At 70.8% G+C, this 18,613-nt stretch carries 21 protein-coding genes; 15 read left to right on the top strand and 6 right to left on the bottom strand.

Translation table 11 applies throughout. The features are described 5' to 3' along the window. Positions 1 to 5 precede the first annotated feature (5 nt). Positions 6 to 329, top strand: a complete 324-nt coding sequence (locus tag FFK22_RS17750) for a hypothetical protein (protein ID WP_138888677.1) — start codon at positions 6 to 8, stop codon at positions 327 to 329. Positions 330 to 395: 66 nt separating this feature from the next. Here the strand turns inward: FFK22_RS17750 and FFK22_RS17755 are convergent, their stop codons facing one another. Then, on the bottom strand, positions 396 to 1,214 hold the full coding sequence (locus FFK22_RS17755) for a 6-phosphogluconolactonase (RefSeq protein WP_221938670.1): 819 nt from the start codon (positions 1,212 to 1,214) through the stop codon (positions 396 to 398). A 173-nt stretch (positions 1,215 to 1,387) separates the two neighbouring features. Here FFK22_RS17755 and FFK22_RS17760 point away from each other — a divergent pair, with 173 nt between their 5' ends. Continuing rightward, positions 1,388 to 2,437, top strand: a complete 1,050-nt coding sequence (locus FFK22_RS17760; protein WP_138888676.1) for an aldo/keto reductase — start codon at positions 1,388 to 1,390, stop codon at positions 2,435 to 2,437. Between the two features lie 61 nt (positions 2,438 to 2,498). On the opposite strand, the gene FFK22_RS17765 is transcribed toward FFK22_RS17760, so the two are convergent. Then, entirely contained in the window at positions 2,499 to 3,710 is a 1,212-nt protein-coding gene (locus FFK22_RS17765; protein ID WP_138888675.1) for an MFS transporter, read from the bottom strand. Positions 3,711 to 3,822: 112 nt separating this feature from the next. On the opposite strand from FFK22_RS17765, the gene FFK22_RS17770 reads away from it, so the two are divergent. Next, on the top strand, positions 3,823 to 4,413 hold the full coding sequence (locus tag FFK22_RS17770) for a TetR/AcrR family transcriptional regulator (protein ID WP_221938671.1): 591 nt from the start codon (positions 3,823 to 3,825) through the stop codon (positions 4,411 to 4,413). A gap of 68 nt (positions 4,414 to 4,481) precedes the next feature. Beyond that, positions 4,482 to 4,913: a GFA family protein gene (locus tag FFK22_RS17775; RefSeq protein ID WP_221938672.1), complete on the top strand. Its 432-nt coding sequence runs from the start codon at positions 4,482 to 4,484 to the stop codon at positions 4,911 to 4,913. Between the two features lie 3 nt (positions 4,914 to 4,916). Here the strand turns inward: FFK22_RS17775 and FFK22_RS17780 are convergent, their stop codons facing one another. Together FFK22_RS17780 and FFK22_RS17785 are read right to left on the bottom strand one after the other, a co-directional pair. Continuing rightward, entirely contained in the window at positions 4,917 to 5,270 is a 354-nt protein-coding gene (locus FFK22_RS17780; protein ID WP_138888674.1) for a DUF1428 domain-containing protein, read from the bottom strand. 86 nt (positions 5,271 to 5,356) lie between these two features. Continuing rightward, positions 5,357 to 6,304 (bottom strand): LysR family transcriptional regulator, encoded by a 948-nt coding sequence (locus tag FFK22_RS17785; protein WP_138888673.1) that lies wholly within the window; start codon positions 6,302 to 6,304, stop codon positions 5,357 to 5,359. 226 nt (positions 6,305 to 6,530) lie between these two features. Here FFK22_RS17785 and FFK22_RS17790 point away from each other — a divergent pair, with 226 nt between their 5' ends. Further along, positions 6,531 to 7,796, top strand: a complete 1,266-nt coding sequence (locus tag FFK22_RS17790; protein ID WP_186002525.1) for a VTT domain-containing protein — start codon at positions 6,531 to 6,533, stop codon at positions 7,794 to 7,796. Here the strand turns inward: FFK22_RS17790 and FFK22_RS17795 are convergent. Continuing rightward, complete coding sequence (locus tag FFK22_RS17795) at positions 7,765 to 8,355, bottom strand: TetR/AcrR family transcriptional regulator (RefSeq protein ID WP_306770126.1); 591 nt, start codon at positions 8,353 to 8,355, stop codon at positions 7,765 to 7,767. The two genes, FFK22_RS17790 and FFK22_RS17795, sit on opposite strands and share 32 nt — an antisense overlap. 147 nt (positions 8,356 to 8,502) lie before the next feature. On the opposite strand from FFK22_RS17795, the gene FFK22_RS17800 reads away from it, so the two are divergent. After that, on the top strand, positions 8,503 to 9,243 hold the full coding sequence (locus FFK22_RS17800; protein ID WP_138888670.1) for an SDR family oxidoreductase: 741 nt from the start codon (positions 8,503 to 8,505) through the stop codon (positions 9,241 to 9,243). Between the two features lie 17 nt (positions 9,244 to 9,260). Continuing rightward, a complete protein-coding gene (locus FFK22_RS17805; RefSeq protein WP_138888669.1) occupies positions 9,261 to 10,793 on the top strand; it encodes an MFS transporter in 1,533 nt (510 codons plus the stop codon). A gap of 170 nt (positions 10,794 to 10,963) precedes the next feature. Here FFK22_RS17805 and FFK22_RS17810 read toward each other — a convergent pair whose 3' ends face one another. Continuing rightward, a complete protein-coding gene (locus FFK22_RS17810) occupies positions 10,964 to 11,524 on the bottom strand; it encodes a hypothetical protein (RefSeq protein ID WP_138892143.1) in 561 nt (186 codons plus the stop codon). A 253-nt stretch (positions 11,525 to 11,777) separates the two neighbouring features. On the opposite strand from FFK22_RS17810, the gene FFK22_RS17815 reads away from it, so the two are divergent. The 8 genes from FFK22_RS17815 to FFK22_RS17850 all read left to right on the top strand — a co-directional run bounded on the left by FFK22_RS17815 (position 11,778) and on the right by FFK22_RS17850 (position 18,467). Continuing rightward, positions 11,778 to 12,539, top strand: coding sequence for a GntR family transcriptional regulator (locus FFK22_RS17815; protein ID WP_221938673.1), 762 nt, complete (start codon positions 11,778 to 11,780; stop codon positions 12,537 to 12,539). Positions 12,540 to 12,583: 44 nt separating this feature from the next. Continuing rightward, complete coding sequence (locus tag FFK22_RS17820) at positions 12,584 to 13,267, top strand: amino acid ABC transporter permease (RefSeq protein WP_138892142.1); 684 nt, start codon at positions 12,584 to 12,586, stop codon at positions 13,265 to 13,267. A gap of 10 nt (positions 13,268 to 13,277) precedes the next feature. Beyond that, positions 13,278 to 13,940, top strand: a complete 663-nt coding sequence (locus FFK22_RS17825; RefSeq protein ID WP_138892141.1) for an amino acid ABC transporter permease — start codon at positions 13,278 to 13,280, stop codon at positions 13,938 to 13,940. Then, positions 13,915 to 14,643, top strand: a complete 729-nt coding sequence (locus FFK22_RS17830) for an amino acid ABC transporter ATP-binding protein (RefSeq protein ID WP_138892140.1) — start codon at positions 13,915 to 13,917, stop codon at positions 14,641 to 14,643. The genes FFK22_RS17825 and FFK22_RS17830 overlap by 26 nt, the downstream gene beginning before the upstream one ends. Positions 14,644 to 14,695: 52 nt before the next feature. Beyond that, positions 14,696 to 15,487, top strand: a complete 792-nt coding sequence (locus tag FFK22_RS17835) for a transporter substrate-binding domain-containing protein (protein WP_138892139.1) — start codon at positions 14,696 to 14,698, stop codon at positions 15,485 to 15,487. Between the two features lie 195 nt (positions 15,488 to 15,682). Continuing rightward, complete coding sequence (locus FFK22_RS17840) at positions 15,683 to 16,456, top strand: SDR family NAD(P)-dependent oxidoreductase (RefSeq protein ID WP_138892138.1); 774 nt, start codon at positions 15,683 to 15,685, stop codon at positions 16,454 to 16,456. Between the two features lie 7 nt (positions 16,457 to 16,463). Further along, positions 16,464 to 17,294 (top strand): enoyl-CoA hydratase family protein, encoded by an 831-nt coding sequence (locus tag FFK22_RS17845; protein ID WP_138892137.1) that lies wholly within the window; start codon positions 16,464 to 16,466, stop codon positions 17,292 to 17,294. 3 nt (positions 17,295 to 17,297) lie between these two features. After that, entirely contained in the window at positions 17,298 to 18,467 is a 1,170-nt protein-coding gene (locus FFK22_RS17850) for an acyl-CoA dehydrogenase family protein (RefSeq protein ID WP_138892136.1), read from the top strand. Positions 18,468 to 18,613 lie beyond the last annotated feature (146 nt).

The raw sequence follows: 18,613 nt of genomic DNA on the forward strand, positions 1-18,613 counted from the left end.
GCGCCATGTTGCTCGCCGAGCTCAGCTTCGACGACTTCAAGGACCACACGGGCCGGACCTTCGTGGTCGAGGGGCCGGGCGGGCGGGTGGAGGCGACGCTGGTCGCTGCCCGCCTCTCGCCATATGGGTCGCCGGGCCTGCTGCGGCGCCACCCCTTCGCGATCCTGTTCACGGCGCCGCCGGTGCCGGAGCTCGGTGCGCAGGTCTACAACATCCGGCACCCGGCCAAGGGGCTGATGGAGGGCGTCTTCATCAACCCTGTGGCGCCGGCACCGGCGGACGTGCTCAAAGCCCAGGGGCTCCGCTTCTACGAGGCGGTGTTCAGCTGAGCCGGGCGCGGTCGATCGCGGCCGGAACCCGGCTCCGTGCCGCGATCGATAACGCCTTCTTCCCGGTCACGCCGCCTCCCGCGCGGCCGCGGCGTCGAGATGGATCTCCGGATGCCGGCAGCGATGCAGGATGGTGGCCGGCCAGTCGGGCTCGAAGTCGCGGCTCTCCAGCAGCCGCCGCACCGCCTGCCGCTTGTGGGCGCCGTGCAGGATCATCAGCGCCGCCCGCGACAGCCCGGCGATGGTGCCCAGGCCGACGGACACGCCCCGGCGCGGCACCTCGGCGATGGCGGCGAAGCCCGGGAAGGTTGCCATGTTGTCGCGCCGCGTCTCCTCCGCCAGCGCGACGATGCTTGTGCCGCTCTCGGCCGGGCTGCCCGGCGGGTTGAAGGCGACATGGCCGTCGCTGGCGCCGCTGGCCAGCAGGAACAGGTCGATGCCGCCGGCATCGCGGATCCGCCGGTCATAGGCGTCGGGCCGCGCCGGGTCGGCGCACCAGATCCCCGCGGCCGGCAGCTGCCGCGGCGTCGGCAGCCTGGCGTTCACGACCGCGCGGATCTCCTGCTCGGCGAAGCGGCGGCAGCTGTAATGCGCCCGCGGGTCGCACAGCACCGGATGTCCAAGCTCCTTGGCCGGCCCCTCGACCAGATACTCGTCCATCAGCACCAGCACCAGCCGCGACAGGTCGAACCGGGTCATCCCGGCCAGCGTCCCGAGCGCGGCATAGACCGGCGCGGCCGAGCGGCCGGCCGGGCAGCCCAGCAGGTAGGGCCGGTTCTCCTCCGCCGCGCGCTCGATCCCGCCCAGGATGCGCTGGGCGACGGCGCGGCCCAGCGCGTCCGGCGTCGGATGGACGGTGACCGGGATGGCGATGGTGGATCGCATGAGCGGGTCCTGGCGGCCGGCCGGAAACAGGGAGTGTGCAGAGCCCCGCCCCGCGGCGCAATCGCGGCCGGCCATTCAGCACCGCTGGCGCTGAAAGTGATCTGATCTTTCCATTGGAACGCTGAAACCGGCGGGTCTAGGACTGGTCGACCCCAATACAGAGAGGCGCCGTCATGGAATACCGTCTGCTCGGCCGCTCCGGCCTCAAGGTCTCCGCCATCACCCTCGGCACCATGACCATGGGCGGGAAGGGCAATTTCGCCAAGGTCGGCAATGCCGGCGTCGACGAGGCGCGGCGCCAGATCGACCTGTGCCTGGACGCCGGCGTGAACCTGATCGACACGGCCGATGTCTATTCGACCGGCGGGTCGGAGGAGATCATCGGCGAGGTGCTGGGCGGCAGGCGCAAGGCCGGCGTGCTGATCGCCACCAAGGCGCGCTTCCCGATGGGCAATGGCCCGAACGACCGCGGCCTGTCGCGCCACCATTTGATCGAGGCCTGCGAGGCCAGCCTCAAGCGCCTGCGGACTGACGTGATCGACCTGTACCAGGTCCATCAATGGGACGGGCAGACCCCGCTGGAGGAGACGATCGACGCGCTCGACAGCCTCGTCCGCCAGGGCAAGGTCCGCTACATCGGCGCCTCGAACTATTCCGGCTGGCACCTGATGAAGGCGCTCGGTGTCAGCGACCGCACGCACCGCCAGCGCTTCGTCAGCCAGCAGATCCACTACACGCTGGAGGCGCGCGAAGCGGAGTACGAGCTGGTGCCGGTGTCGATCGACCAGGGCCTCGGCATCCTGGTGTGGAGCCCGCTGGCCGGCGGCCTCCTGTCCGGCAAGCATCGCCGCAACGTGACGCCGGAGGGCACCCGCCAGCTCGCCGGCTGGGACGAGCCGCCGATCCGCGACGAGGATCGGCTGTGGGCCATCGTCGACGCGCTGGTCGGCATCGCCGAGGCCCGCGGCGTCTCCGGCGCCCAGGTGGCGCTGGCCTGGCTGCTGGGCCGGCCGGCGGTCACCTCGGTGATCATCGGCGGCCGCACCGAGGCCCAGCTGAAGGACAACCTCGCCGCCGCCGACCTGGTGCTGACAGCGGAAGAGCGGGCGCGGCTGGACCAGGTCAGCGCGCCGCCGGTGCTGTATCCCTATTGGCACCAGCTGCGCACCGCCAAGGACCGGCTCGGCCCCGCCGACCTGTCGCTGCTCGGGCCGCATCTCTGAGAGGCAACGCGTAGGGTGGTCTCGCATCGCGAATCCAACCTACGATTGACCGAACGGCCGGTCAGGCTTCTACGGGCAAAGCCGCACCGGCCGGCGCCCGGCCGCGCAGCCAGCGCTGGCCCAGCAGAGCGATCGCCAGCGCCGTGGTCCCGGCCGCGACCGAGACTGAGAATCCGGCCGACGCTCCGAACTCGTCGATGATCCGGCCGGAGGCGGAGGAGCCGACGGCCATGCCGATGCCGATCCCGGTCATCACCCAGGTGATGCCCTCGGTCAGCTGCGACGGCGGCACCAGCCGCTCGATCAGCCCCATGGCGGTGATGATGGTGGGCGACACCGCGGCGCCGGCCAGGAACAGCACCAGCGCCAGCGCCGGGATGCTGTCGACGATCAGCAGCGGCAGGGTGGTCAGCGCCGCCAGGCCGATCGCCAGGGCGAACTGGGTGGCCAGCGAGATCCGCGGCTTGATTGCCCCGAACACCAGCCCGACGATCAGCGAGCCGAGGGCATAGGCGGCCAGCATCAGGCTGGCGGCGGCGGTGGCGCCATGCGCCTCGGCGAAGGCGACGGCGGTGACCTCGGCGGTGCCGAAGATGGCGCCGACCGCGACCATGGTCAGCGCGATCACCCGCACCGACCCCAGCCGGACGACGGAGCGGCCGCGGCCGGCCTCCGCCGCATGCACCGGCGGCTCGGTTGCCTTCAGCCCGCTGAACAGCGCCACGCCGGCGGCCAGCAGCAGGGTCGCGACCAGCGGCCCGGCCTCCGGGAAGACGGCGACGCTCAGCCCGATCGCGACGATCGGGCCGGTCATGAAGATTACCTCGTCGACCACGGATTCGAAGGCGAAGGCGGTGCGCAGCTGCGGCGTGTCGCGATACAGCTCGGTCCAGCGCGCCCGCACGAAGGCGCTCAGGCTCGGCATGGCGCCGGCGCCGATGGCGAACAGGAACAGGGTCCAGTCGGGCGCGCCGAACCGGGTGGCCAGCATCAGCCCGGCCATCGCCGCAACGGTGACGAGCGTGGCCGGGATCGCCACCCGGCCCTGGCCGCGCCGGTCGACCAGCCGCGAGATCTGCGGCGCGATCAGCGCGTTGGCCAGGGCGAAGGTGGCGGAGACGGCGCCGGCCAGCGCGTATTCGCCGCGCGCCTGCGACAGCATGGTGACAATGCCCAGCGTCATCATCGCCAGCGGCAGCCGGGCGATGAAGCCGGCGGCCGAGAAGGCCTTGGCGCCGGGGGCGCGAAAGATCTCGGCATAGGGGTTGGTCATGGCGCTCTCCCGCTGTGGGCAGCATCACTTGCATACGCCTCGTATGTGAAGCAGATAATTGCGTACGAGGCGTATGTCAATTACCATACGCTGCGTATGTGAAGGGAGGATCATGGCCACCCGCAGCGAAATGATCGCCGAGACTCGCGCCAAGCTGCTGCGTGCGGCCCGCCATGCCTTCGGCACCAAGGGGTATGCCGAGGCATCGATGGACGACTTCACCGCCGAGGCCGGGCTCACCCGCGGCGCCCTCTACCATCATTTCGGCGACAAGAAGGGCCTGCTGCGGGCGGTGATCGCCCAGATCGACGCCGAGATGAACGTCCGGCTGCGCGAGGTCTCGGGCCGCGCCGGTTCGCCCTGGCAGGCCTTCGCCGACGAATGCATCGCTTTTCTCGAGATGGCGCTGGAGCCGGAGATCCGGCGCATCGTCCTGCGCGATGGCCCCTCGGTGCTCGGCGATCCGTCGACCTGGGACGGCCAGTCCGAATGCATCGCCTCGATGAGCGGCAGCCTGCGCCGCCTGGCCGAGGACGGGGTGATCGTGCCGGTCGACCCGGAGACCACGGCGCGGCTGCTCAACGGCGCGATGCTGCATGCCGCCCAGTGGATCGCCAACGCCCCCGATCCGGAGGCCGCGGCCCGGCATGCGGTCAAGGCCTTCGGTGCGCTGCTGTCCGGCCTGCTGACGGACCGGGGCTAGCGCCTCGCGGGTGACGAAGCGTCCGATCCGCCGTTGTTCCTCGCAGCAGTCAGGAGAAGGAGGGCCGGATGAGCGACTATCCCGTGTTGCGGCCGGAGCCGCGGGCCGATGCCGGAGGCATGCGCCTGCGCCAGGGCGGCTGCAACTGCGGCGCGGTGCGCTTCACCCTGCGCGGCGAGCCGCTGGTGGTCGGCATCTGCCACTGCACCGAATGCCGCAAAGCCACCGGCGCGGTCGCCATGGCCTATGCCGACTGGCCGCGCGACGCCTTCACCACGACCGGCGAGGTGCGCACCTATCGCGGCCGCAGCTTCTGTCCGGTCTGCGGCTCGCGCCTGTTCCACCCGGCCGAGGGCGAGGACATGGTCGAGATTCTGCTCGGCGCGCTGGACGAGGCCCCGGGCGACCTGCGCCCGACCCGCGAAGGCTGGATCATCCGCCGCGAGCCCTGGCTGGCGCCGGTCGCCGGCGCCGGCCAGTTCGACCGGGACCCGGCGTAACCGCTACAGCTCCACGAACACCTCGAACCCGCCATAGATCATGCGCTTGCCGTCGAACGGCATGCCCGCGGGGGGCATCGTCAGGCGCGGGTCGGCCATCACCTTCTTCACGATCTCGTCGCGGGCGGCGCGCGACTCGTAGACGATCCAGGAGAAGATCACGACCTCGTCCTCCTTCGCCTGCACCGCGCGTGGGAAGGAGGTCAGCTCGCCATAGGGTACGTCGTCGCCGGTGCATTCGACATAGGCCAGCGCGCCGTGGTCCTTCCACACCGCGCCGGCATTCCGCGCCATCTCCTTGTACTCCTCCAGCCTGGCCTTCGGCACCGCCAGCACGAAACCGTCTGCATAGGACATCCCGGGCTCCTCCGTTAGTTGGGACCGAACATAGGACGATCGAGGAGGCGGGGAACCGACAAGGCCGGGCGGATTTTTCCGATCGCTCACCGCCGCGCCCCGATATATGCCGTCGTCCCCGGACGCAGCGTGTCGTGCACGAACTGGATGAAGGCGTGCAGCTTGGGCAGGGCCTGGGCCCGGCTGGGGTAGTACAGGAACAGGCCCGGGGTGCCGGCGCAGAATTCCTCCAGCACCGGCTCCAGCACTCCGGCGGCGACCTGCTCCTGCACCGCCGGCGCCGCAGTGTAGGCCAGGCCGACGCCCATCTCGGCCGCCATCACGTTCATCTCGCCGGTGTTGACGATCACCGGCCCGGCCACCGCCATGTCGAAGGCGCGGCTGCCGTCGACGAACTCCCAGCGATAGATCGGCCCCTGCGGCGTCCGCCTGGTGCCGATGCAGGCGTGGCGGTGCAGATCCTCCGGCCGCTGCGGCCGGCCGTGCCGGGCGAAATAGGCGGGCGATCCGACCACGCTGAACCGGAAGGGCGGGGTCAGCCGCACCGCCACCATGTCGGCCTCCACCAACTCGCCGAGGCGGATGCCGGCGTCGAAGCCCTCGGCGATGATGTTGGTCAGCCCATCCTCGGCGAAGATCTCGACCTGCAGCGCCGGATGGGCGGCGCGGAAGTCGATCAGGATCGGCTCGACCAGAAACGGCACTAGCGACCGCGGCATGTTCAGCCGCAGCAGGCCGGTCACCTCCTCGCCAAGGCTTCGGGCCGCGTCGAAGGCGGCCAACACCTCCGCAACCCCCGGCCGGGCGCGGTCGACGAAGCGTTGCCCGGCCTCGGTCAGCCCGACCTTGCGGGTGGTGCGGGTCAGGAGCGCCACGCCCAGCCGCGCCTCCAGCCCGCGGATGGTCTGGCTGATCGCCGAGGGCGACACCCCCAGCTCCTCCGCCGCGGCGCGGAAGCTGCGACGCTCGGCGACGCGCAGCACGGCGATCACGCCATCCAGCTGGTCGCGCTCGATTGTGAAGGGTTTCTTCATGGCCACTGCAGATTATTCCAGATGGCGAGACAAAGCGAAGCGCCATAGCCTTCCGTCGTCGCCGCGGCCGAGACTTGGGGCAATGGGGTGGCCGCGACGCAACGCCGCTGCCGCAACCTGCCGCCGACCCTCATATAAGCGGAGCGCGCCGCTAACGCGTTCCTCTGACCTTCTCGTTGCCGGTATGATAACAGGAGAGTCGGTCTTGGACCCGCTGGGAGACCTCATGCCCTGGATCGCCGTCTGCAGCGTCGCCGGTCTGTTCGGCATCATGCTGGTCGAGCGCCTGCTGCCGATCCTGCCGTCCTACGGCCTGCTGGTCGCTGTCGGGGTGGCGGTGGGTGAGGGCTATTGGTCGCTGCCGCTGGCCCTGGTGATGACGGTGATCGGTGGCACCGCCGGCTGCGCCCTGTTCTACGGGCTGGGCTGGGGCCTGGGCGAGGCACGGGCCGGGGCGTTGCTGCGCCGCACGGCCGGCTTCTTCGGCATGGCGCCGGCGCGGGTCGACCGCTGCATCGCCTGGGTCCGCGACCGCGGGGCGGTCTTCGCCCTGGTGGCGCAGCTGGTCCCGACCGTGCGGCTGGTGGTGCCCGGCATCGCCGGGCTGCTGCGGGCCCGCCCCATGATGTTCTTCACTGCGACCGCCCTCGGGATCGGGCTGTGGAACGGGCTGTTCATCGGCACCGGCTATGCCGCCGCGTCGCTGATCGAACCGAATCCGAACGCGTCTTCGATCGCGCTGATGGTGCTGGTCGCGCTGCTGTCTCTCGAGCTGATGGGCACGATGATGTGGCGTAGCTTCTCCCGCCGGCGGCAGGCCGTCGCCGTCTCCTCCGCCGGCGCGCCGCCGGTCCTGATGTCGGGCGCCGCGATGGCGCCGCGGCCCGGGACCGGCCCGACGCGACGCCAGGACGCGGCCGACGACTTCGCCTTTTTTCGCGCCTGGCTGAAGGCGCCGCTGCGGGTTGCCGCGGTGGTGCCCTCAGGGCGGGCCCTGGCCGCCGCGATCACCGCCGAGATCGGACCGGAGACCGGGCCGGTGATCGAGCTCGGGCCCGGCACCGGCGCCTTCACCCGAGCGCTGCTCGGCCGCGGCGTGCCGGAATCGCGGCTGGCGCTGGTCGAGGCCGGGCCGGATTTCGCGGCGCTGCTGCAGCGGCGCTTCCCGGCGGCTCAGGTGCTGTGCATGGACGCCGCCCGGCTCGGCACCGCCGACCCGTTCGACGGCGAGAAGGCCGGCGCCGTGGTCAGCGGCCTGCCGGTGCTGTCGATGCCGCCCAAGACGGTGATCGGCATCCTCGACGGCGCCTTCCGCCATCTGCGGCCGGACGGCGCCTTCTACCAGTTCACCTATGGGCCGCGCTGCCCGATCCCGCGCGCTATCCTGGACCGGCTCGGGCTCAAGGCGGTGAAGACCGGCCGGGCGGTGGCGAATGTCCCGCCGGCCTCGGTCTACCGCATCACCCGCCGCTGGCAGCGTCCGCCGGCGTAGCCGTCGCCACCATCGCATCCCACGCCGCCATGGCGTGGTCGATGATGGCGTGCATGTCGCGGCGGCCGGTGCCGTCGCGGGCCTTGATCGACAGGCCGGCCAGCACGGTCGAATAGAAGCCGGCCACCGGGCCCAGATCCACGCCCCGCGGCAGTTCGCCGGCCGCGGCGCCCTGTTCCAGCCGGCGCAGGATCAGGCCGCAGGCTTCCTTGTGCAGGTCCAAGAGATGGGCGCGCACGCCTTCGTGCCCGGGCGCCGTGTTGATGGCGCCGAGGATGACGAAGCAGCCATGCGGCAAGGCCGGGTCGGTGAAGGCGTCGGCATTGTCGCGCAGCATCGCCTCGATCGCCCCGCGCGCCGTGCGCTGGCAGTCCAGCGCCCGGCGGGTGGCCGAGCCGTTGGTGTCGCGGTAGAGATCGACCGCCTCGCGGAACAGTGCCTCCTTGCTGCCGAAGGCGGCGTAGAGGCTGGGCGCCGCGATGCCCATCGCCGCGGTCAGGTCGGCTATCGACACGCCCTCATAGCCGTGCCGCCAGAACAGCTCCATCGCCCGAAGCAAGGCGACATCCCGATCGAAACCGCGGGGTCGGCCGCGCTCCGCCATCTCCGTTTCCTTTCTTTAGCGATCCATAAATAATTCCCTTGACCGTCGGATGCAACTGCGCCAGCTATTTGTTTATCGATCATTAAAGATATGGACCATCCCATGGCCGACTTGTCCGGAACGGTGGCGCTGGTCACCGGCGCCAGCCGCGGCATCGGCGCCGCCATTGCCCGCCGCCTGGCGCGCCAGGGCGCCGACGTGGCTCTCACCTACAGTTCCTCGCCCGACAAGGTGGCGGAGGTGGCGCGCGACATCGAGTCGGCGGGCCGGCGTGCCCTGCTGATCCAGGCCGACAGCGCCGATCCGGTCGCGGCCGCCGCGGCGGTGGACCGGGCGGCGGCGGAACTCGGCCGGCTCGACATCCTGGTCGCCAATGCCGGCATCGCCCTCCACGGGCCGTTCGCCGAGATCCCGGTCGAGGCGTTCGACCGCACCATGGCGATCAATGTCCGCGGCGTCTTCGTCGCCGCCCAGGCCGCCGCCCGCCACCTGCCGGAGGGCGGGCGGATCATCGTCATCGGCAGCAACCTGGCCGAACGCGTGCCGGGCGCCGGGATCACGCTCTATACCCTGTCGAAGACGGCGCTGACCGGCCTGGTCAAGGGCGCGGCGCGGGACCTCGGGCCCCAGGGCATCACCGTCAACCTGGTGCAGCCGGGCCCGACCGACACCGACATGAACCCGGCCGACGGGCCGCGCGCCGACGTCCTGCGGTCGCTGATGGCGATCCCGCGCTACGGCAGCGGCGACGACATCGCCGGGCTGGTCGCCTGGGTGGCCTCGGCCGAGAGCCGCTTCGTCACCGGCGCCGCCCTGACCATCGATGGCGGCATGTCGATCTGACGCGAGGGAGAGCCGATATGACCGCACGCGCCGTTCCCGACGACAGCGCCAACGGGCTCTGGGTGCTGGGCGCCGTCTGCCTGGCCGGGCTGATGATGCCGCTCAGCTTCACCGGCCCGGCCGTGGCGCTGCCGGCGATCGGGCGCGAGCTCGGCGGCAGCCCGGTGGCCCTGGCCTGGGTGGTGAACGCCTTCGTGCTCAGCTTCGGCAGCTTCGTCATGGCCGCCGGCGCGCTGGCCGACCAGATCGGCCGCAAGCGCATGTTCGCGATCGGCGTGGCCGGCTTCGCGCTGCTGTCGCTGGTGCTGGGTTTCGCCCCGTCGGTGGTGGCGCTCGACCTGCTGCGCGGCGCCCAGGGCATCGCCGCCTCGATCGCCATGGCCGGCGGCGCCGCCTCGCTGGCGCAGGAGTTCGAAGGCCCGGCCCGCACCCGCGCCTTCAGCCTGCTCGGCACCAGCTTCGGCATCGGCCTGGCCTTCGGCCCGATCCTGGCCGGCGTGCTGGTCGAGACGCTGGGCTGGCGCGCCATCTTCCTGACCGGCACCGCGATCGGCGCTCTGGTCCTGCTGTTCGGCCTGCCGCGGATGCGGGAATCGCGCGACCCCGGCGCCACCGGCGTCGACTGGCCGGGACTGTTCAGCTTCACCGCCGCCCTCGGCCTGCTGACCTTCGGCATCATGCAGGGGCCGCAGGACGGCTGGGGCAGCCCCGTCGTGCTGGCCCTGCTGCTCGGCGCCGCGGCGATGCTGACGCTGTTCGTCGCGGTCGAGACCCGGGTGCGGCGGCCGATGCTGGACCTGTCGCTGTTCCGCTATCCGCGCTTCGTCGGGGCGCAGTTCCTGCCGATCGCCACGGCCGTCTGCTTCGTGGTGCCGCTGGTGCTGCTGCCGGTGCGCTTCATCGGCGCCGAGGGGATGAGCGAGATCGAGGCCGGTGGGCTGATGATCGCGCTGTCGGCGCCGATGGCGATGGTGCCGTTCCTGGCCGGGCTGCTGGCCCGCCGGATCCCGGCGGCGGTGCTGTCGGCGGTCGGCCTGGTGATCGCCGCGCTCGGCCTCGGCTGGCTCGCCGCCGTTCCGGTCGGCGCCGAGGTCATGACCTTGGCCCTGCCGATGCTGGTGATCGGCATCGGCACCGGCCTGCCCTGGGGGCTGATGGACGACCTGTCGGTCAGCGTGGTGCCGCGCGAGCGCGCCGGCATGGCCACCGGCATCTTCTCGACGATGCGGGTGGCGGGGGAGGCGGTGGCGATCGCCGCCGCCGGCGCCCTGGTGGTGGCGCTCGGCCAGTCCGGCCTGCACCGGGCCGCCGGCGGCGAGGCCGGGGGGGCGGACGCGGTCAACGCCCTGGCCGGCGGCGATATGGGCCGGGCCGAGGCGCTGCTGCCCGGCCTCGGCCGGGCGGCGCTGGCCCAGGCCTATGGCGCGGCCTTCCAGGCGATGCTGGCCGTACTGGTCGTCGCCACCCTGGCGGCGGCGCTGGTCGCCTACATCCTGCTGCGGCGGCGCGAGCGCGTGCTCAAGCCGGCCGAGGCTTGCGAGGCTCGATAGCGGACTGGTCTTTTTGCGTTGCCTCTCCCGCCTGGCGGGAGAGGTCGGGCTCGCGCAGCGAGACCGGGTGAGGGTTGGTCGCGGCCTCGACAAAATCCCCTCACCCGGAGCCGCTTCGCGTCTCCGACCTCTCCCGTAAACGGGAGAGGCAACACAATCGATTCAGTGGGTTACGACGCGTCCGGGATCAGCTTGGCGCGGAGTGACCGGCGCGCCTCGTGGTCCAGGCGCTGCAGCGCCTCACGAATCTGCTGGGTGATGGCGCCGGCCTCGGCGTCCGGGTTGCGGAAATAGGCCTGCGCCTCGGCGATCATGATCGGCAGCGCCGCGGCGGCGGCCTTGGCGGCAGCGGCCGGCGACGACGCCTTCGCCGCCATGCCGCGGATGCTGGTGGCCAACTCGGCGGCCGAGTTCTTCCAGCCGGCGGGGCCGGTGTCGGACAGGTCGGTCACCGCCTCCTCGACGATCTGGTCGATCAGCACGCCCGAATCCCGAGCCCCGGACCAGGAGGCGGCAAGGCGCCCGTCGCGGTCGCGCACTTCGGTCCAGCGGAAAGTCTGGCGTTCCTCGTCGGTCAGGATGCGTTCGACCCGCGCGAACATGCCGCTGACCGGCCGGGACCAGCCCGCCGGCAGGGCCGCAAGCTGCTCGCGCACCCTGGCATCCACGCGTGCGCCGCAACTCTTGAGCAACTGCTTCAACCGCTGGGGGCCCCGCTGCTTGATCGCCATCTCTCTTTGCTCTCCCTCGTCTCTACGCCCCGCCGCATTGCTCCCATCGTTCCGGGGCGCCACGACCTTCGGTGTTCCATTCAAATGGTCTTTACGCCACGGAATCAAGGCATAGGCGGCCAGGGATGGCGAGTCATTCCTTGGGGCAATCCGGACATCGGCGGAATCCCTGGGACGCACCGGCGAAAGCCGCGCACTTGAACAACTGATATTTTAGTATACGGTGAATATCAGTGCCATACGGGATATGCGGATGCGCGGTGCGACGGCGGAGGACGGACCGGCAGGGCGGCGGCGGATGCCGCGATCGCCGCGGCTCGACGCGTTGTCGCAGGGGCAGCCAACCACCGCCTCGGCCCTGATTCGGCGGGCGCTGCGCGGCGATATCGTCGCCTTGCGCCTCAAGCCGGGCATGCCGCTGGTGGAGAAGGAGATCGCCGAGCGCTACGGCGTCAGCCGCACCCCGGTGCGCGAGGCCGTGCTGCGCCTGGCCGATGAGGGGCTGGTCGACATCTTCCCGCAATCCGGCACCTTCGTGTCGCGCATCCCGGTCCACGCTCTGCCCGAAGCGATCATCATCCGCAAATCGCTGGAGGAGACGACGGCGCGGATGGCGGCCGAGCGGGCCAAGGCCAGCCAGGTTGCGGCGCTGCGGGCGGTGATGGAGCGGCTGCGCGAGACCGAAGAGGCGGGCGACCGCGAAGGCTTCCACCAGGCCGACGAGGCCTTCCATGCCGGCATCGCCGACGCGGCCGGATATCCCGGCATCTGGTCGCTGGTGCAGCAGGTCAAGCTGCAGGTCGACCGCTACCGTCGCCTCACCCTGCCCGAGGAGGGACGTCTGGCGCGGATCATTGCCGAGCACGGCGCCGTCCTCGACGGCATCGAGGCGCGTGACCCGGACCGCGCCGCGGCGGCGATGGGCGCCCATCTCGGGGCGCTGCTGGCCGATATCGGCAGCATCAAGGACCACAATCCGGACTATTTCGTCGACGCGCCGCCGCCGGGCTACTGAGCGGCGTCAGGACAGGCGAGAGCAGGGGAGGGGACGCGGGCCCGATGCGGTACGAGTTCGATTTCGACAGCCTGCGCGACTACTGGCCGTCCTTCCTGCACGGCGCGCTGATGACGCTGGAGATGACGGCGGTGGCGACCGTGCTGGGCCTCGCCATCGGCGTGGTCCTGGCGATCGGCCGGCGCGGCCGGTCGCGCTGGATCGCCGGGCTGTGCGGCGCCTATGTCGAGATCGTCCGCAACACCCCCTATCTGATCCAGATCTTCTTCCTATTCTTCGGCCTGTCCAGCATCGGTCTCAGGCTGCCGATCTTCGCCGCCGCGGTGCTGACCATGGTGATCAATGTCGGCGCCTACACGGCCGAGATCGTGCGCGCCGGCATGGACACGGTGCCGCCCGGCCAGGTCGAGGCGGCCCAGGCGCTGGGCCTGTCGACGCCGCAGATCTACTGGGACGTGATCCTGCGCCCGGCGCTGGAGCGAGTGTACCCCGCTTTGACCAGCCAGTTTGTGCTGATGATGCTGTCCTCCTCCGTCACCTCGCAGATCTCGGCGGAGGAGCTGACGGCGATCGCCAACAACATCCAGTCCGACACGTTCCGGCCGTTCGAGACCTACATCGTCGTGGCGCTCCTGTACCTGGCCATGGCGCTGCTGCTGAAGTTCGGCTTCCACCTGTTCGGCCAGGCGATCTTCCCGCGCCGCCGCCGGCTCGGCACCCCGCTCTGAGGAGGCCGGCATGGGCGGCGCCTTCACCCTTAACCACCTGGTCTACCTGCTGCAGGGCACGGCCTGGACCGTGGTGCTCTCGCTGCTGGCCTTCGCCCTGGGCGGCGTCGCCGGCTTCGGCGTCATGCTGCTGCGCATCGCGCGCGGCCGGATCCTGCGCCGCGCCGCCTTCGTCTATGTCCAGATCATCCAGGGCACGCCGCTGCTGATCCTGCTGTTCCTGGTCTATTTCGGCCTCGGCATCGTCGGCATCGAGGTGCCGCCGCTGCTCGCCGCCGGCGTGTCGCTGATGATCTATTGCAGCGCCTTCCTCGGCGAGATCTGGCGCGGCTGCGTCGAGGCGGTGCCGAAGACCCAGAGCGAGGCGGCAGAATGCCTGGCGCTGAACCGCTGGCAGGTGCTGACCGACGTCATCCTGCCCCAGGCGGCGCGCATCGCCACGCCGCCGACCGTGGGCTTCCTGGTGCAGGTGCTGAAGAGCACCTCGCTGGCCTCGGTGGTCGGCTTCATCGAGCTGACCCGTGCCGCCCAGGTCATCAACAACTCGCTGTTCCAGCCATTCCTCGTCTTCGGCATCGCCGGGCTGATCTATTTCGCCCTCTGCTACCCGCTGTCGCGCTGGAGCCGTTCCCTCGAAAGGAAGATGAATGTCGGCCGTCGTCACGCTGCGTGATGTCCACAAGCGCTTCGGCGAGCTCGAGGTGCTCAAGGGCGTGTCCTTCGAGGTCGAGAAGGGCGAGGTCGTGGCCGTCATCGGCCGCAGCGGCTCGGGCAAGAGCACGGCGCTGCGCTGCGTCAACCGGCTGGAGACGATCCAGTCGGGCAGCATCGAGGTCTGCGGCCACACGGTCGACGCCGCGAACCTGAACCTGCGCGCCCTGCGCCAGGACGTCGGCATGGTGTTCCAGAGCTACAACCTGTTCCCGCATCTGACGGTGGAGCAGAACATCACCCTGGCGCCGCGCCGGGTGCGCAAGATGCGCGGCGCCGAGGTCCGCGACCTGGCCCGCAGCGCGCTGGAACGGGTCGGCCTGGCCGACAAGATCGACGCCTATCCCGAACAGCTCTCGGGCGGCCAGCAGCAGCGGGTGGCGATCGCCCGGTCGCTGGCGATGACCCCGCAGGTGATGCTGTTCGACGAGGTCACCTCGGCGCTCGACCCGCATCTGACGGGCGAGGTGCTGAAGGTGATGGAGAGCCTGGCCCGCGGCGGCATGACCATGCTGGTGGTGACGCATGAGATGGCGTTCGCCCGCCGCGTCGCCGACCGGATCATCTTCATGCATCTCGGCAAGGTCTGGGAGACGGGGTCGGGCGACATGCTCGCAGCCCCGCAGACGGGGGAACTCCGCGACTTCCTGTCCAACGGGCTCTGACACGGAACGGCAGCCGGTCCTGCCGCAATCGAACCAAGGGTGGAGGAACGTTATGAGAGTGACAGGAGTGCTGAAGGTCGCGGCTGCCGCGGCGGTGCTGTGGATCGCGGCCGCGCCGCTGGCGCAGGCGGAATCGCTGGACGACATCCAGTCGACCAAGAAGGTGCGCATCGCCGTGGCCATGGGCGTGCCGCTGTTCGCTTTCGTCGACGACAAGCTGCAGCCCACCGGCTCGGACGTCGAGACGGCGAAGATGATCGCCAAGGCCCTCGGTGCCGAGCTCGAGCTGGTGCAGATCACCAACGCCGCCCGGGTGCCGACGATCCAGACCGGCAAGGCCGACCTGCTGGTCGCCGACCTGGCGATCACCGAGGAGCGCAAGAAGGCGGTCGACTTCACCATCCCCTACGCCACGCTGAACATCGAGGTCGCGGCCCCGGCCGGCGTCGCGGTCAAGGACTATGCCGACCTCGCCGGTAAGCGCGTCGGCGTGACCCGGGCGACGGTCAACGACACGCTGGTGACCAAGAACACCAAGGATGCCGAGATCGTCCGCTTCGAGGACGACGCGACGCTGATCACGGCCGCCGTCTCGGGCCAGGTCGACATCGTCTCGACCCAGAGCGCCGTGGTGGCGGAGATGAACAAGGGCCGGTCGGACAAACTGGAGACCAAGTTCGTGCAGCAGGAGCTGAACCTCGGTATCGCCCTGCCGAAAGGAGAGCCGAAGCTGAAGGCCTGGCTCGACGACTGGATCAAGGCGCATTTCGCCGATGGCAGCCTGAACGCCACCTTCAAGCAGTTCCACAACCGCGACCTGCCGGCGGACCTGATCACCCGCTAACCAGGCTTTTGGGACACTCATCCCTCGCTGTCATTGCGAGGCGAAGCCAACGAAGCAATCCGGGGGTCAGGCCGAGCGGCCCCGGATCGCTTCGCGGCGCTCGCAACGACGGTGCCAGATTCAAAGGATCTCTGAGTTCCGACGTCCTTGCCTGCGAGATGCTTCAAGCTTAAAGTATCTCGCAGGAGGGACGGCATGACGGTAGCTTCATCCCTGGGAGGGCGCCACGCCCTGGTCACCGGCGGCGGCAGCGGTATCGGAGCGGCGGTCGCGGCCGCCCTGACGGCGCGGGGCGCGGCGGTGACCGTGCTGGGCCGGACCGAATCCCGCCTCGTCGAGACCGTTGCCGCCGGCAAGGCCGGCGCCTACGCCGTCGCCGACGTGACCCAGCCGGAGCAGCTGGAGGCCGCCATCGCCCGGCTGGCCGCCGAGCGCGGCCCGGTCGACATCCTGGTCAACAATGCCGGCGCGGCGGAAAGCGCTCCCTTCGCCCGCACTGACCGGGCGCTGTGGGACCGGATGATCGGCCTCAATCTCGGCGCGGTGTACGAGGCCACGCGGCTGGTGCTGCCGGGCATGGCCGAGCGCGGCTGGGGGCGGGTGGTCAACATCGCCAGCATCGCCGGGTTGACCGGTTTCCCCTATGTCGCCGCCTATTGCGCCGCCAAGCACGGCGTCATCGGGCTGACCCGGGCGCTGGCCCGCGAATTCGCGACCAAGGGCGTCACCGTCAACGCCGTCTGCCCCGGCTACACCGACACAGACCTGGTGCAGGGCGCGGTTGCCCGGATCGAGGGCAAGACCGGCCGCAGCCCGGACGAGATCCGGGCCGAGCTGATCCGAGGCAATCCGCAGGGCCGCCTGATCCAACCGGAGGAGGTGGCGGCCGCCGTCGCCTGGCTGGCGGGGCCCGAGGCGGCGAGCGTCAACGGCATCGCGCTGCCGGTCGCCGGCGGTGAGGTCATGTGAGGCCGGAATGACCCAGACCCCTATCGCCCTGCCGCTCTCCGCCTACCAAGCCCAGCACGTCCTGTGGTCGGTCGAGGGCAAGGTGGCGACCATCACCCTGAACCGGCCGGAGCGGAAGAACCCGCTGACCTTCGACAGCTATGCCGAGCTGGTGGCGATCTTCCGGGCACTGGCCGCGGATGCCGGGATCAAGACGGTGCTGGTCACCGGGGCGGGCGGCAATTTCTGCTCCGGCGGCGATGTGTTCGAGATCATCGGCCCGCTGCTGGACCGCGACATGGCCGGCCTCCTGGAATTCACCCGCATGACCGGCGACCTGGTCAAGGCGATGCGCGCCTGCCCGCAGCCGATCGTGGCGGCGGTGGACGGCGTCTGCGCCGGGGCTGGGGCGATCCTGGCCATGGCGTCGGACCTGCGCCTCGGCACCGCGCGCAGCCGCACCGCCTTCCTGTTCACCCGCGTCGGCCTGGCGGGCTGCGACATGGGGGCCTGCGCGATCCTGCCCCGCATCATCGGCCAGGGCCGGGCGTCGGAACTGCTGTTCACCGGCCGCAGCATGGACGGGGCGGAGGCCGAGCGCTGGGGCTTCCTGAACCGGCTGGTCGAGCCCGAGGCGCTGCTGCCGGAGGCCATGGCGCTGGCCAAGTCGCTGGCCGACGGCCCGACCTTCGCCCATGCCATGACCAAGCGGATGCTGCACCAGGAATGGGACATGGGCGTCGACCAGGCGATCGAGGCCGAGGCCCAGGCCCAGGCGGTGTGCATGCAGACCCGCGACTTCCGCCGCGCCTATGAGGCCTTCGCCGCCAAGTCCCGGCCGGTGTTCGAGGGGAACTAGGCGATGCCCGACCGCAGCTTCCTCGACTGGCCCTTCTTCGAAGACCGCCATCGCGCCCTGGCGGCGGAGCTCGACGCCTGGGCCGGCGCCATCCTGCCCGGCCTGGTCGACCATCACGATGTCGACGGCTCCTGCCGCCGGTTGGTCGCGACTCTGGGCCGCGACGGCTGGCTGCGCCACGCGGTGCCGGCCAACCATGGCGGCGCGTCCGACCGGCTGGACGTCCGCAGCCTGTGTCTGATCCGCGAGACCCTGGCCCGGCATGACGGGCTGGCCGATTTTGCCTTCGCCATGCAGGGGCTGGGCACCGGTCCGGTCACTCTGTTCGGGTCGGACGCGCTGAAGGATCGGATCCTGCCGCCGGTGCGCGACGGCCGCGCCATCGCCGCCTTCGCCCTGTCGGAGCCCGAGGCCGGCTCCGATGTCGCCGCGACCGGCACCACGGCGGTGCCGGACGGGCCCGATGCGGTGCGGATCGACGGCGTGAAGACCTTCATCTCCAATGGCGGCATCGCCGACCATTACGTCGTCTTCGCCCGCACCGGCGAGGCGCCGGGCGCCCGTGGCCTGTCCGCCTTCCTGGTGCCGGCCACAGCACCTGGGCTGACGGTGGCGGAGCGGATCGAGGTGATCGCGCCGCATCCCCTGGCGACGCTGCGCTTCGAGGGCTGCCGGGTGCCGCTGGCCGACCGCATCGGCGGGGCGGGGGAGGGGTTCAAGGTGGCGATGGCCACGCTGGACGTGTTCCGTTCCACCGTCGGTGCCGCGGCGCTGGGCTTCGCCCGCCGGGCTCTGGACGAGGCGCTGGGCCGCGCCCGCGGCCGCCGGATGTTCGGCGGGGCGCTGGGCGACCTGCAGCTCAGCCAGGCGGCCCTGGCCGAGATGGCGACCGAGATCGACGCCAGCGCCCTCTTGGTCTATCGCGCTGCCTGGGCCAAGGACCGCGGCGCCGCGCGGGTCACGCGCGAGGCGGCGATGGCCAAGATGCACGCCACCGAGGCGGCGCAGCGCGTGATCGACCGGGCGGTGCAGCTGTTCGGCGGCCTCGGCGTCACCCGCGGCGTCAAGGTCGAGGAGCTGTATCGCGAGATCCGCGCCCTGCGCATCTATGAGGGCGCCACCGAGGTCCAGAAGATCGTCATCGCCCGCCAGCTGCTGGCGGAGTCGGAGTGACCGTCATGGTGCGAACCGTTTGCAATCCCAAACTATCATTGCCGGGCTTGACCCGGCAATCCAGGGGCAGCCAGAGCGGCTCTTCGCGGCCCCTGGATGCCCGGGCCAAGCCCGGGCATGACAATAAAAGCCGATAAGAAACGGAC

Source organism: Mycobacterium sp. KBS0706, assembly GCF_005938675.2.
Classification (GTDB): Bacteria; Pseudomonadota; Alphaproteobacteria; order DSM-16000; family Inquilinaceae; genus Inquilinus.